Genomic DNA, 13,505 nt, shown 5'->3' on the forward strand with positions numbered 1-13,505 from the left:
TAATATTAAGAAAAAACATTCAATTTCTTTATATTCTATCACGAATATAAAGAAAGGATGGCATTTTTTACTTTTGGGGATAGTTAACACTTTTAAGTTGATGGGCATGTGAGATTTCCCCCGTACGGCACTTTTCCACTTACTTGCTTAACGTTATATTTCTGCTGAGCATTTACTAAAATATCATCTTGATTTCCTATTAAATGAGGTCTATTTAACGTCAAAGGTAACTGAATTCGTAGGGATTCTTCATAAGTAGACTTACAAACATTGTATTGTCCTTTATCTACAATAGTTGTCGAAAGCAGATTTGAAAAAAGGTAATTACGATGAGAATTGGAAGAAAATTCAATAACAATTTGTTCACTACTCATCCGGTACGTATCCCAGATCATACAATCAAATGTATTATACGCACCTGAACAACGAATTACTTTTTCCGTTTGTTGTCTACATTGCACTTGAATATCATGAAACGTATTTCCTGAACTTTCATTTGGCAAATCACTATTTCCATCTACTTCAATCCCATACACACATCCATCAATAAATATAGATTGAAATACATTGGCGTTAATCCAGCAAGGTGTATTGATATCATTTATATATTCTGTCTTCAAATGTATTGCAGTTTGAAAGTTTTTAATTTGAATAAATTTAACTTGAAAGAAACTAATAAAATCCCATGCCTTTTGACAATAAAAATGTATAGCTTTTCCTTTATACGATGGAGTTGTATTTATTATATTTATATTTGATATAACAGATTGATTAGGTACTTCGATTTGTTGTGAACCAGAAACATAAATAACAGCAGATTGAAACAATGGATTTATAACTTGAAGAGTACCACCAACTATCGAAGCGTTACTTTGTAGCTCAAATGCATTAAAATCCCCATCAATTTGCAGTGTTACGGTAGGATCCAACTCTAATCTTACGTTTGATTTAATAACAATCGGCTTTACAATTTTGTACGTATTTACCCCTGTAATTCTAACCGTCGAAATTCGATTCGCTACACAATAATCAATAGCTTGCTGAATTGCTAATGAGCTATCATTTCCCGAGTTTGGAACTGCGCCAAAACAATCAATATGAACGCTACTTTCTGGCGCACAATCTTCTTGGGATGAAATATATTCTGACAAAATAAATTCACTCCTCATATTACCTTTTTCATATAATATGTGAGTTGTCTCTTAAAAGTTTCTATAATAAAAAAAACAAACGACCTACTCGGTCATTTGTTTAATTCATATATATTTTTCGTTTCCTCTATCATTTTAGTTAACGAGAAATATCTCATTGCTTTCTCTCGTGCTTTCAATCTAATAGCAGTTACCTTTTCTTCATTCCCTTGTAGTTCCTCAAGCGCACTTGCGAATTCTGATTCGCAATATTCAGATATCAAAACACCTGACTCTCCATCTATTACCGCTTCATGTATTCCACCAACATCTATTGAAACAATTGGTGTCCCTGTAGCCATCGCTTCAATTACTACCATTGGAAACACTTCACGAAAAGATAATAAAAGTAAGGCGTCCATATTCCCTATAAACTCATGCGGCTCTGAAATATTCCCTAGCATCTTCACCCTTTGCTGCAATCCATATTTTTCTATTTCTTTCATAATCGATTCTTTCTCTGGTCCATCACCAGCAATATAAAACATAAAATCATTTCTCTTTTTCAACACATTTGCAATTTTGACAAATAGTTGATGGTTTTTCTCTTTGGATAATCTAGCTAATATCCCTATTTTATATGTAGATTCTTTCTTTTTCTGCTGGAATAAAAACTTTTCAATATCAACACCGTTATAAATTGTATTTATTTTTTCTTCTGCTACATGAATTGAAATTAAATTGTTCTTTTCAAACTCACTTACTGTAATAATATTGTTCACATATTTATTCATGAAATACCGAAAAAGCGTTGGCATTTTCTTTTCTAATATCGTTACATTGTGTTTCGTATAAACAATTTTCATCTTTTTTTTAATAAACTTTTGAAGTAGAAAAGCATATAATACCATTCGCAAACTATTTGCATGAATAAGTTCTATCTTTCGTTTACAAATTTCGTTTCGTAAATAATAAATATTTCTCAAATGATTCCATCGACTAAGTAAGATAAAATTTTCTTTTCTAGTAAGGGATTCATATAGTTCTCCATCACCTGCAGCTGTATAAATCTTAAAATCCTCATAATGCAAATTATTTTCTAATTTACAGAAATAATTTTCGGCTCCGCCAGTTATCAATTTATCAGTCATCAACAGTATATTCATAATTGCGTCTTCCCAACTACATTGATTTTATTTTTTTTATAAGCATGATAAGCATACTTACTAAAATAGTAAAAGCTTTGCACTGCATTAAGACTTTTTTGGTCCCTTAATAATTTCCAATACCGAAAAGCTGCTCTAACTTTATTTCTCGAAACAGAATTTGCTACAATTCGATACTTCGCTAATACTTGCTGTATCCCTTTTGCTTCATGCCCTTCATGTAATAAGTTCAGCCATAACGCTGTATCTTCCGGCTGTACACTAGGCATTTCGACATACGGAATTTTTTCACGATCAATCATCACCGTTAAACACCCGATAATTGTATTTCCTACTAAATAATGATAGTCAACAGATTTTGGTACACTCACTTCGCGATTTAATTCATTACCATTTTCATCAATTAAACTATACGACGCATATGAAAAAGCAATATTCATTTCTTCCATAAATAACAATTGTGTCTTCAATTTATGCGGCAACCATATATCATCACTATCTAAAAAGGCAATGTACCTTCCTCTCGCCTCTCGAATCGCTAAATTCCGAGCTTTAGCAGCACCAACATTTTCTTTTAATGATAATAACCTAATACGTGAGTCTCCTTCTATTATCTCTTTAATTTTTGCGGCAGATTGGTCGGTTGAACAGTCATCAACGATAATCATTTCCCAGTTTTCATACGATTGATTCTGTACAGATAAAATTGTCTCACCTATAAATCGTCTACTATTATAAGAAGGTGTTATTACAGAAACATGAGGCGCCTTATTATGTGCTGATAGACATTTTACCATCTATCTTTCCCCTTCCTTCATATATTGAAATATACTTCACAACAACTGCTAAAAATAAAAAGAACGCTTCGTTAATAATGAGTGACAATGACATCATCTGAAATAAAAATGCAATCATAGTCAATAGAAGGTATGGTTTTTCACGAAACAAAGTATGCTGCGCTAACTTAAACATTAATATGAATAAAAACGCACTATATAGAAGAAAACCAATTGTACCCGACTCAGACAAAATTTCTAAAAATGTATTGTGTACATATAATTTTTCATTAAATTGATACTCATAATAATTAGAGAAGTTAAACGCACCAATTCCGATATATGGATTGGATAAATAATATTTAAAAGCAGCTTCCCATAATGTAAATCTACCACTTCCATTATCATGGGAAAAATCAGAAATTCGTTTATTTAATATGTCATCTAATTGGCCCCCCATTACACTATTCGATAAACTAAAAATAACTACACTAAACAATACTAAACTCATAATTATTTTTATTTTTTTAGCGAAACTAGACATACATATATATACAAAAATGACAAGCACAAGCGCTAATATTCCCCCTCTTGAAAAGGTTAATAGACTCGTCGTAACACATAAAATTAACCCTAAGATGTTAGTGATATTTTGCAAATTCGTCATATAGTACATAAAAAATATTGTATTATAGAAAATAAAAATGTTAGGATCATCTAGCAATCCAATTAACCGTGGATATCCTCTATCAACTAATAATCCAGCAAAAATTTCTCTCTCTTCTCCACCGTATAAACTAAAGTATTGTAAACCGATTATATAGAGTAGTAGACTTACAACATTAAATACTATTCCTACATAAGCAATGGATGATTCAAGTACCACTATTTCAGTATTCCCCAATAAATTTCTCATTATAAAATAGCATCCTAAAACGAGTAGCACGCCAAAAATCATACGAATACTAGCATTTAAATACATAGAAAGAATTCCGCTTAAACAATAAATGAAATAAAACAGTAAAAATATAACTTCATGAAAATATAACTTTTGAATATGAAAGTCTTTAATTGTTAAACAAAAATATATGACTAAAAAAATCATATATATCTTCAATGAAAATCCAATATATAAATTGTATTTACTTAACATGACAAATAATATTAGAAGAATAATCCATCCCATTGATACTTTCATATTATTTTCCATAGGCTATATCCCCTGTTTCGTAATATAATCCTTTTTGCGTATTTTTCTTATAAAAGAAAGAAGAAGTTTTTTTAGCTCATAATCATATAGGAATATGGCAGCTACTACAATTAGTATATTAAGAACAAGCGCAATTAAATGATATGTATGCAATATATATTGCACTCCAATAAAGGTTACACCAAAATAAATTGTATACGGTATTACAATTTGGAATACAATTTTTTTCTTCACTACACTTACCGCTATATATCCCACTAAAGCGACTATTTCAAATAAAACCATAGCGTATGCCGCTCCTATCACTCCACCAAGACTACTAAAGCTATAAAGCATAACCCCACCTATCACCAATGCTACACACTGCACAACAGTCCTCTTATTTTGACAACCACTCGTCGTTAAACCGTCAGCAATGGCAATATTTAAACTTTGTAGCACAATAAGAAATGATAATATTTGGAGTGGTTCTACTGCATTCCTCCATTCTTCATGAAAAAATATAGAAATAAAGTATGGTGCTAAATGATATAAACCGATCGTCATACATATTCCTACAATCGCCATTGATTTAATTTGAAGTAAATTTAATTTCGTATGCTCTTCTATATTATTCTGGTTATAATGCTTAAAGAGCACCGGAAAAAATGCACCTGCAATTACCCCTGGTACTTGATATAAAGCTGCCGGCATCCGGTACGCCACTGCAAAAACACCTACCATACTTAATGGCAATGTATAGTTAAGCAAGATAGGCGCTAATTGTGGCGTACTCATTATTAAAAAACCGCTAATAATAAAGGGAGTTAATTGCCAAAATAACGCTTTATGAATTACGACTTTCATATTCATTTTCGTCTTTCTTCTCATGATATATATACTGAATAAACCACCAATCATATACCCAAAAGCATATAAGCGAGCTGTTACATACACCGGTAACTCTCCGAAAATACAAAAACATGTAATTATAATGACAACTGATGCTGATACAACTTTTATGAGCGCTATATACTTCATACGTTCCGTCAGTTGAAAATAGGCAATCCCTATGTTTTGCCAAGTTAATCCTATTAACATGAAAAACATTACGTTTATCATCATATAAATTAAATTTTTATCCGCATACATATAATGAATAGCAATATAACCGATGATAGAAATAAAAATAAGTAGAATCATCCTTATTTTTATATACGATGATAAAATCTGCTCTAAATCTGCTCCATCCTTTGCCCCTTCTCGAAGAAACGTATTACTAAGTCCTAAGTCTGTAAAAAATAACATAACAAACGTCACTGCTATGGCAACACTAAACATCCCATAATGTTGTGCGTTAAAAAAGTTTGCTAAAACAATTAAACTGACGGCCTGAAGAAGGTTAGCTAAAATCGTACTATAAAATAGATGGATAATATTGCTTAGAATAGATCTACCCATACAAGTTCTCCTTTGCAAGTAACCTACTTACATATGTTGTTTGTTTACATATATATTTATCTTGCACCATTACCGTTCAATACAATTAAAACGGTTTTACATAAAATACGGATGTCCATCCGAAATGTTTTCATTTCAATATACTCCATGTCCAGCCTCAACTTTTCCTTTGGATCAAGATTATACCCTCCATTTATTTGTGCCCATCCTGTTAATCCTGGTTTTACTATTAAACGTTCCTTAAATTCTGGAATATACGCATCAAACTCATTATAAAAAAACTCTCTCTCTGGTCTAGGGCCTACAAAAGACATATCTCCCCTTAAAATGTTTAAGAGCTGTGGTAATTCATCAATTCTCGTTTTTCTTATAAACAATCCAACTTTTGTAATTCTTTGATCATGTTCTTTTGCCCATTGTGGTCCGTTCATTTCAGCATCCTTTACCATCGACCTTAATTTAAATACATTAAACTTCTTCCCGTTTATACCTAAACGTTCTTGAAAGTATATTGGAGCCCCTGATGTTTCTAAGGTAATCATAATACAAAAGAACAACATAATTGGTATTGTTAATAGTAACAATATGATTGAAAATATAATATCAAACAAGCGTTTTACACTTCGATTCAATATGCTAGGCTTTTCTTGAGCCGGAATCGTATACAACTTGGCTTGATTTGTTTCACGAATCATGGATCGTTACCCCCACATTCAAGAATATAAAATTATACCTATTAATTCACATTCTTTCCTATTTATATCCGCTATTACTTTTTGCACTGTACGTAGTGAATCTTTTTGCTTTTTAACTGCTAAAACCACTCCATCGCATTTCCCTGCAATAATGTGCGTAGCAGGAAGCTCAAATACTTCAGAAGAATAAACGAAAATGTAATCAAAATCTTCTTTCCACTTAGCAATCGCATTATCAAATTCATCCATAGCAACTAAAGGCGTCCCTGTATGTACTGTTTTTTTTGCAGGAATACAATATAAGTAATTAGACAAATTACTAGAAAAAGATTCATAATTGCAGGAGGAAGAGCTTATTATATCGTTTACTGTTATCATGTGATCACTTTGTAATAATACATGTAGTTTAGGGTCAGAAAAATTCACATCAATAAGTAACACCTTTTTTTTCATTTCCGCAAACACTAGACCCATATTTACTATAAGCGAGGCAACAACACCTCTGTCCTTCGTTGAACTAACTGTGAACAGTTGTTTTCCGGATTTTTTCAGCTCGTGATACACCGTATAAAACTGCTCTTTCATCAGATCATCATGCAAATTGAATGGCAGCTGCTTCTTTGTTCTAAACATCGACATGTTCACCTCGATATATAGATGATTTTTTATCAACCTCTGTAGGTTTCTTTTTTCTATTTGGTTCCATATTTATGTGACCAATAACAGAGACTGTTGTTATTTTCTCTAAATCCTGTTCCGTGTATATACGTTCATCAAAATAATCTCGAAATACAGCTAAACCTATCCCAACAAAAAAACTAACAATTAAAGAAATAGGAATGATCAGTTGAAATTTCGGAAACAATTTTTCAGCCTGTTCCTGTAACTCAGGATCAGTTAATACTTTCACCCCTTGTACATTTGTGTACTGTTGAAAGCTTTTTTGTGATTGCTCTGCCAATGTCTTTACAATGTCTTTCACGATTTTCGGATTGGAATCTTTTACTGTCACAGTTACAATTTGTGAGTTGTCCGTATTCACAACCGAGATTTTTTGTGCTAATTCATAACTTGATTGCTCTAATTTCAAAGTTTTTTTGACTGTTGAAATAATTAATGGGCTTTTTAAAATATCAACATACGATGTTACTAGTTGCTTATTTTCTTGTGTTTTATTTGTTGAATTTTCCTTATTAAACTCATCTAAATTCCCAACAAGAATTTGCGTTGAATATTGATATGACGGCTTTAAAACATACATAGAGATAAGAACTAAAGAAGCGGTTAAACAACACATCGTTAAAATAATCGTTACGAATCTTCTTTTCAGTAATTGTTGAAAATCTTTTATACTCATTTCTTGCTTCAATTATTTCACCGCCCTTTTCTGAATAACATCCTGCAATTCACTCTTTACAGATAACCCTTTCTCTCTTCTATCCACTTGTTTTGTTACATACTTTCCGACTCCGAATGCAAATTTTTCTACATATACATACGAAAGCATTGCAAGTATAAACGAAAAAACAAGTGAAAAAATTAAAATAATAGGCAACGGTAATATTTCATGGAGCATGTATATAAGGGAAAACAACGATATAATATGGTATAAATAAAGACTGTAAGAAATCTTCCCCAAATATAACAAATATTTATTATGTAGCAAGGACGACAAAGTTGATATTGACAAACTTAATATGACAAATAAACATGCACTTATCGCCACTACGTAGTCTCGAAATATAAAATTATTGAGCACTTTAATTTCTCCTATAAGCCCTTCATACATAAAAAGTAAAATCGCAAATAAAAACCATGCAATTTTCGTGTTTTTAGTACAATTACTATAAAAAACTATTAAATTATTTTTATACTTCGCAACTAGTGCTCCTAGTAAAAACAGTACTGTGTAATGCAATGTTAATGCATAGCTTGTTAATGTTAAGCCCGAGCGAAACAAAAATAAGATTACGACAGAACATATACTAAAACTAAACAATAATAGTAATGAACACCTTAACGTTTTTCGTAAGCAAATCATCAAAATTAACGGGAAAATTATTGATATTCGCATTTCATGGACAAGTGACCAAATCACACCGTTATATGCATCTGTATTATATTTCCCAACCAATAAAATATGTTGTGCGATTAAGCTTGAAGAACTTTTAATCGTCCATGAGCGATTAAACCATTCACTTAAATAAGAAATACCATATTCACTAATTGTAATCTGGCATACAATAGCTATAATTATTGCCACAATATAAGGAATATATATTCTGCATATACGTTTTAAAAGGTATGACCCATAGCTACTATAGTTTTTTTGAATAGATTCATACAAAACAAATCCGCTCAAAACAAAAAAGATAATAACTGATTCGTTACCACTACTAAAAATTAGACGAGCAGGCGTTTCTTTTAATAGATACACAACAAATGGTTTATTATCTTCATAACTGTAATTTTGAAATGCTGAAAAAATCATTAAATGATGACCAATCATTACTACTAATGAAGAAATCCCTCTTATAGAGTCCAATTCTTCGTATCTTTTCATCTTTTTACATCAACTCCTAATGAAATGATAATAATCATTTCAAAGCGACATCTTTATTCATATTCCTCTCCTTTCTTTTCATTCCAATTTTTCATATTAAAATGATTTTATAGTATAAATTTGAGTGTATTGTAACATTTTTTGTAATATTTTGAATAGAAAATCCCAAAAATTGGTATATACCAATTTCAACCTCGAAAAATGAGTAATATTGATAGAAAAACGCTATAAAAATATCTTGCATATTTACAAAATTAAAGAGCTGAATAGCGTTTTTTCAATATAAAATAAAAAAGATAGCCTACATAGGCTATCTTTTTTATTTTATTTAATTACTGGCACCACTATATGCTACATGTCGTTTCTCAATTCTCTCTTCAATTTCTTTCATATTTTCTTTATTATTTAATAGTGATTGTTTATTTTCAATTAATAATTGTTTAAAAGATTTTCTCACTTTTTTTCTCATTTTCATTGTCCTCCTTGGGGGATGGTTTATATAAAAGATAAAGAATTATCTGTGTGTTCTTATAATAATTGATTGTTGTGAATTCTATTTGAACTTCATATGAAAATCTCGTTTATTTTCTGACAACTTTGTGAACACGAAAAAATGATTATCTAAAACTATGTTGAAATTAATTCACTTCATGATAAAAGTTATTATTTTCATCAACTTTTATCATTATATCTTGTCGAAATATTTATATATTTAAAATTGAGTTCGACATAATTTTATTTATTATAATACTGTTTACAAAAACAAAAAGAAGGTGTCACCAAGTCAAAGTTCGACTTATGCAACATCCCTCTTCCCAAACTATTTATAGCATATTTATTAATATTTCAGGTCTTCCCCAATTCATTTCTTCACAAACAAATCTAAGTTTTTCTTCATCCATTGTGTGTAATCCTTCTTCTAGTGAACATGAAATTGGAACTTCACAGTGAATTTGGGCTAATTGTAACGAAATATTTAAGTTCTCTAAATCACTTTCAATCTTCGTACGCTGCGCTTTTGTTAATGATTCTACATTTTCTAGTACAGCGGATACTGTTCCGTGCTCTTGAATAAGCTTATACGCTGTTTTTTCACCGATACCTTTTACCCCTGGATAATTATCACTTGTATCTCCCATGAAAGCTTTTGCATGGACGATTTGCCATGGCTCTACACCTTTTTCTTCCATGATTTTCTCCGGTGTGTAATATTCGTAATTTCCAATTCCTTTACGCAGAAGCATGACTGTAACGCTCTTATCAACAAGTTGAAGTAAATCCGTATCACCTGTTAAAATATAAACTTCAGCTTCATTGCAATATTGTTTTGCAAGCGTACCGATACAATCATCGGCTTCGTAGCCTTTCATACCGATAACTGGAATGGATAATTTTGCAGTCATTTCTTGCACTAAATCAAATTGAGGAATTAATTCTTCTGGTGGCGCTGCACGATTTGCTTTATAATTCGAGAACGATTCTGTTCTAAATGTCGTACTTCCCATATCCCAGCATGTAACGATATGTGTTGGTTCGATCGCTTGCGTAGCTGTTAATAAGTGTTTCATATAACCATGAATCCCGTTCGTAGGGGTTCCATCTTGTCGTTTCATAAATTGTCCGTAGACACTTGTTGCGTAAAAAGCACGAAATAATAGTGCCATACCATCAACTAATAATACTTTTTTCATAATTCCTCTCCTATTAAAAAAATAATAACCTTACGTTATCACGTAAGGTTATATAAATAGATTACCATTCTACGTTTTTGCTCAACTTTGTCTATTATACATTGTTTTTGTATATTTAGCATCATTAACACATTAAGACGTTCTACTACAACAAGTATGCAAGATGCCTGAATACGTATTTTTTCCAGTAGAAACAACGATAGCTTTTGCATTTCCACTAACGATATGCGAACCTTTAAAACATACATTTTCAAGCTCAAGTGGATTATAATCTTTCATCCGTTTTAATGGAATAAACCGTTTACGTTCAAGGTGATAGCAGCTCTCAAACTTCTCTATATTCGCTTCGTTTCCCGTTAATACAGACTCATTCACTAATAAATCATCTGCATAAATAATACGTACATCAGCTGGCACAGCATCTCCAGCCGAAAGAAAAATCATATCTCCAGGTACAAGTTCTTGCACAGGTATCTCCATCATTTTCAGTTCACTATTTAGCCCTGTACTACTAGAACATTCTACTCTAGATACAGTAATCGTTTCACGTTGTAATTCATCACACACACGTTGTTTTGAAAAACCTGGAATCATGCCACCTAGCTTCATCATTACTTCTGCAAGAAGTGCTCTTTTTGAAGTTAGTTCATTTCGGCCATATACTTGAATACGTTTTTGTGCCTCTTTCATTGATAGTCCGTCTCTTGTTGTTTTAAAATATGCAAATACAGATTTTACATCTCTTGTTGCAATTTCAATTAATAAATCTTTATTTTTTTGGAGCATTGTTTGTTCTTTTATTGATTTTTTACTTAGTTTATATGACGTGTTACCCACAGTTTTGTTTGCATATAACATATTATCGTCTCCTCCTTTACAACATAGGAAGAAACGCTTTGTTTCTCAATTTATCCACTTTACTGTGAAAGTGTCTCGCGCTTTATAAACGCTATATTGTGATAAATATAGAGGGAGGAACAAATCGTTTCCTGCCTACATCATATATTTTTGATTTGAAGTATATGGGTAACGGAACCGAGTCAGAATTTGACATGCTCCTCACCTCCTCGTTTAATTTTATAGTTTATAATATGAAATTACTCATAGCTTGGTAACAAAAAAGACCCCTACCCTTAAGAGAGTAGCGGCCATTACATACACAAATAAACGATTTCTAATATAATTAGAAATCTACGGACCTCTCCCTCACCGAGTTTTAGCACTGTATAGCATAGGTACATTACCAGCTACGTTAAGAAAAACCTTAATTCGATCATTCCTGTTGACCCATTGGCGTCTCTCGACATTTTTGGGCAGTAGCATTTCTCTATACAGGAGCCTCACCTAACAGAGACTTATTTTCATTACATTGAAAATGTTACTCTTATTTAAAATAGATGTCAACACTTTGTATGGAAACTTCACAGGTGAATCAAGATAATATTAATATATCTATGCAACAAAAAAACCTTACGTATAAAACGTAAGGTTTTTATATAGCCCCACATATGCCGTTCTCTCTAGATGTCCATAAACCTGCTCTCACAGGTGGATGCCCTCACAAATGTTTGTAACTTCCTTCTTAAAAAGATGGCATGTTAGCTACATTTAAATATTGAACTTCCATATTAAACTTATTGGTTTAAGACATGCATAAGCTACGTACACCGTAGGAATTTTATATAAGGTTAGTTGAAATAAGACCCCCGCACGTGCCGCTCCTCGTAAATGTCCAAAAACCCGCTACTCGCAGGTGGATGCCCTCACAGTTACCGTACATCTTCCTCCACAAGGAAGGCTTGATGATGGTCGCTAAATATTGAGCTTCCGTATAACTAACATCGGTTTTAGACATAAATAAGTTACGCACACCGCAGGATGTATTATTTACTTGTCGTTATATTATCACATTGTTTCCAATGTGTAAAATACAAAGTTTTTCGAGCAATCTCTTGCTTGTGACCTTATTTTAATACAAATTATTTTTGCATGCAAGTGATTAATCTTCTTCTTTTGCAATTTGATTTTCTGGATAAGAGATCCAATCACTCCAGCTACCTGCATACAATTTAACATTTTGGAATCCAGCCAATTTTAATGCGACGATATTTGGACATGCCGTAACACCAGAACCACAATATACAATGGTTTCCTTATCTTTCGACAGATTTTGGAATCGTTCTTGTTGCCCAGCTTTATTCTTAAATTGTCCTGATTGCAACATTCCATCCTTCCAAAAATGGTTTACCGCTGTTGGAATATGTCCTGCTTTATGATCGACAAGTTCCTCTACACCAGCATAACGTTTGGGCTCTCTTGAATCAATTAATGTAACATCCGCACCTGCACGGATATTCTCTCTGACCGTTTCCATCGTTACAAGCATATGATCTTGTATATTAGCTTTGAATGTTTTTCGTATAGCAACAGGAATTTCCGCTGTTGTCGGTAGTCCATTCTCTTTCCAAGCCTGGAAACCACCATCTAATATATATACTTTCTCATGTCCTACATAGTTACATAACCACCATAAACGAGCAGCATTTGCACCGGCTTGACTGTCATACGCAATTACTGTCGTATGTTCATCAATACCAGCCTTCGAAAGCTTGTCTGCAAACTCATCAATATTTGGTAAAGGATGGCGGCCACCATGTTCTGCTATAGGACTTGATAAATCTAAATTCAAATCAAAATATAACGCATGAGGAATATGTCCTTCTTCATACTTTTCTCTACCCCAATTAGGATTCGCTAAATCAAAACGACAATCGATTATACGGACATTCTCATCTTCTATATGCTCACGTAACCATTCGACTGTAACTATCATC

12 protein-coding genes, 2 other RNA genes, 1 pseudogene and 1 riboswitch are annotated in these 13,505 nt (G+C 32.3%); all 15 genes and pseudogenes read right to left on the minus strand.

Annotation, left to right across the window (positions count from 1 at the left end; all coding sequences use genetic code 11):
• Positions 1-110: 110 nt before the first annotated feature.
• Positions 111-1,151: pseudogene (locus tag ACS2CR_RS20860) on the minus strand (hypothetical protein); the annotation flags it as partial.
• A 92-nt stretch (positions 1,152-1,243) separates the two neighbouring features.
• Positions 1,244-2,296 (minus strand): glycosyltransferase family 4 protein, encoded by a 1,053-nt coding sequence (locus ACS2CR_RS20865; protein ID WP_001023684.1) that lies wholly within the window; start codon positions 2,294-2,296, stop codon positions 1,244-1,246.
• The gene (locus ACS2CR_RS20870) at positions 2,293-3,093 is read right to left on the minus strand and encodes a glycosyltransferase family 2 protein (RefSeq protein ID WP_000237694.1); all 801 of its coding nucleotides are present in this window, start codon (positions 3,091-3,093) and stop codon (positions 2,293-2,295) included. The genes ACS2CR_RS20865 and ACS2CR_RS20870 overlap by 4 nt, the downstream gene beginning before the upstream one ends.
• Positions 3,068-4,282, minus strand: coding sequence for an O-antigen ligase family protein (locus ACS2CR_RS20875; RefSeq protein ID WP_000429870.1), 1,215 nt, complete (start codon positions 4,280-4,282; stop codon positions 3,068-3,070). The genes ACS2CR_RS20870 and ACS2CR_RS20875 overlap by 26 nt, the downstream gene beginning before the upstream one ends.
• A gap of 3 nt (positions 4,283-4,285) precedes the next feature.
• Positions 4,286-5,722: an oligosaccharide flippase family protein gene (locus tag ACS2CR_RS20880; protein WP_000533743.1), complete on the minus strand. Its 1,437-nt coding sequence runs from the start codon at positions 5,720-5,722 to the stop codon at positions 4,286-4,288.
• A gap of 56 nt (positions 5,723-5,778) precedes the next feature.
• A complete protein-coding gene (locus tag ACS2CR_RS20885) occupies positions 5,779-6,417 on the minus strand; it encodes a sugar transferase (protein ID WP_000617648.1) in 639 nt (212 codons plus the stop codon).
• 18 nt (positions 6,418-6,435) lie between these two features.
• Positions 6,436-7,056 carry a CpsD/CapB family tyrosine-protein kinase gene (locus tag ACS2CR_RS20890; protein ID WP_002100874.1) on the minus strand — a complete coding sequence of 207 codons (621 nt, stop codon included), beginning with the start codon at positions 7,054-7,056 and terminating at the stop codon, positions 6,436-6,438.
• On the minus strand, positions 7,043-7,786 hold the full coding sequence (locus tag ACS2CR_RS20895; RefSeq protein ID WP_000807055.1) for a YveK family protein: 744 nt from the start codon (positions 7,784-7,786) through the stop codon (positions 7,043-7,045). The genes ACS2CR_RS20890 and ACS2CR_RS20895 overlap by 14 nt, the downstream gene beginning before the upstream one ends.
• Positions 7,787-8,980: an acyltransferase family protein gene (locus ACS2CR_RS20900; RefSeq protein WP_000833058.1), complete on the minus strand. Its 1,194-nt coding sequence runs from the start codon at positions 8,978-8,980 to the stop codon at positions 7,787-7,789.
• A gap of 328 nt (positions 8,981-9,308) precedes the next feature.
• Positions 9,309-9,449 carry an FbpB family small basic protein gene (locus ACS2CR_RS20905; protein WP_001228048.1) on the minus strand — a complete coding sequence of 47 codons (141 nt, stop codon included), beginning with the start codon at positions 9,447-9,449 and terminating at the stop codon, positions 9,309-9,311.
• 355 nt (positions 9,450-9,804) lie between these two features.
• Positions 9,805-10,671 carry a 5'-3' exonuclease gene (locus tag ACS2CR_RS20910; RefSeq protein WP_000757075.1) on the minus strand — a complete coding sequence of 289 codons (867 nt, stop codon included), beginning with the start codon at positions 10,669-10,671 and terminating at the stop codon, positions 9,805-9,807.
• 132 nt (positions 10,672-10,803) lie between these two features.
• Positions 10,804-11,529 (minus strand): P-type ATPase, encoded by a 726-nt coding sequence (locus ACS2CR_RS20915; RefSeq protein ID WP_000964949.1) that lies wholly within the window; start codon positions 11,527-11,529, stop codon positions 10,804-10,806.
• A gap of 335 nt (positions 11,530-11,864) precedes the next feature.
• A riboswitch (M-box (ykoK) riboswitch) is annotated at positions 11,865-12,030 on the minus strand.
• Positions 12,031-12,166: 136 nt separating this feature from the next.
• Positions 12,167-12,350, minus strand: a non-coding RNA gene (ssrS, locus tag ACS2CR_RS20920) — 6S RNA.
• Between the two features lie 21 nt (positions 12,351-12,371).
• Positions 12,372-12,554, minus strand: a non-coding RNA gene (gene ssrS, locus ACS2CR_RS20925) — 6S RNA.
• A 116-nt stretch (positions 12,555-12,670) separates the two neighbouring features.
• Complete coding sequence (locus tag ACS2CR_RS20930) at positions 12,671-13,504, minus strand: sulfurtransferase (RefSeq protein ID WP_053514225.1); 834 nt, start codon at positions 13,502-13,504, stop codon at positions 12,671-12,673.
• Position 13,505: the final 1 nt, after the last annotated feature.

It is taken from the genome of Bacillus cereus group sp. BceL291 (assembly GCF_051776705.1).
Taxonomy (GTDB): domain Bacteria; phylum Bacillota; class Bacilli; order Bacillales; family Bacillaceae_G; genus Bacillus_A; species Bacillus_A cereus.

Bases quoted from the DNA above. Each gene is read 5' to 3' on its own strand.
- ACS2CR_RS20865 (WP_001023684.1), bottom strand. From the start codon at position 2,296: ATGAATATACTGTTGATGACTGATAAATTGATAACTGGCGGAGCCGAA.
- ACS2CR_RS20870 (WP_000237694.1), bottom strand. From the start codon at position 3,093: ATGGTAAAATGTCTATCAGCACATAATAAGGCGCCTCATGTTTCTGTA.
- ACS2CR_RS20875 (WP_000429870.1), bottom strand. From the start codon at position 4,282: ATGGAAAATAATATGAAAGTATCAATGGGATGGATTATTCTTCTAATA.
- ACS2CR_RS20880 (WP_000533743.1), bottom strand. From the start codon at position 5,722: ATGGGTAGATCTATTCTAAGCAATATTATCCATCTATTTTATAGTACG.
- ACS2CR_RS20885 (WP_000617648.1), bottom strand. From the start codon at position 6,417: ATGATTCGTGAAACAAATCAAGCCAAGTTGTATACGATTCCGGCTCAA.
- ACS2CR_RS20890 (WP_002100874.1), bottom strand. From the start codon at position 7,056: ATGTCGATGTTTAGAACAAAGAAGCAGCTGCCATTCAATTTGCATGAT.
- ACS2CR_RS20900 (WP_000833058.1), bottom strand. From the start codon at position 8,980: ATGAAAAGATACGAAGAATTGGACTCTATAAGAGGGATTTCTTCATTA.
- ACS2CR_RS20905 (WP_001228048.1), bottom strand. From the start codon at position 9,449: ATGAGAAAAAAAGTGAGAAAATCTTTTAAACAATTATTAATTGAAAAT.
- ACS2CR_RS20910 (WP_000757075.1), bottom strand. From the start codon at position 10,671: ATGAAAAAAGTATTATTAGTTGATGGTATGGCACTATTATTTCGTGCT.
- ACS2CR_RS20915 (WP_000964949.1), bottom strand. From the start codon at position 11,529: ATGTTATATGCAAACAAAACTGTGGGTAACACGTCATATAAACTAAGT.
- ACS2CR_RS20930 (WP_053514225.1), bottom strand. From the start codon at position 13,504: ATGATAGTTACAGTCGAATGGTTACGTGAGCATATAGAAGATGAGAAT.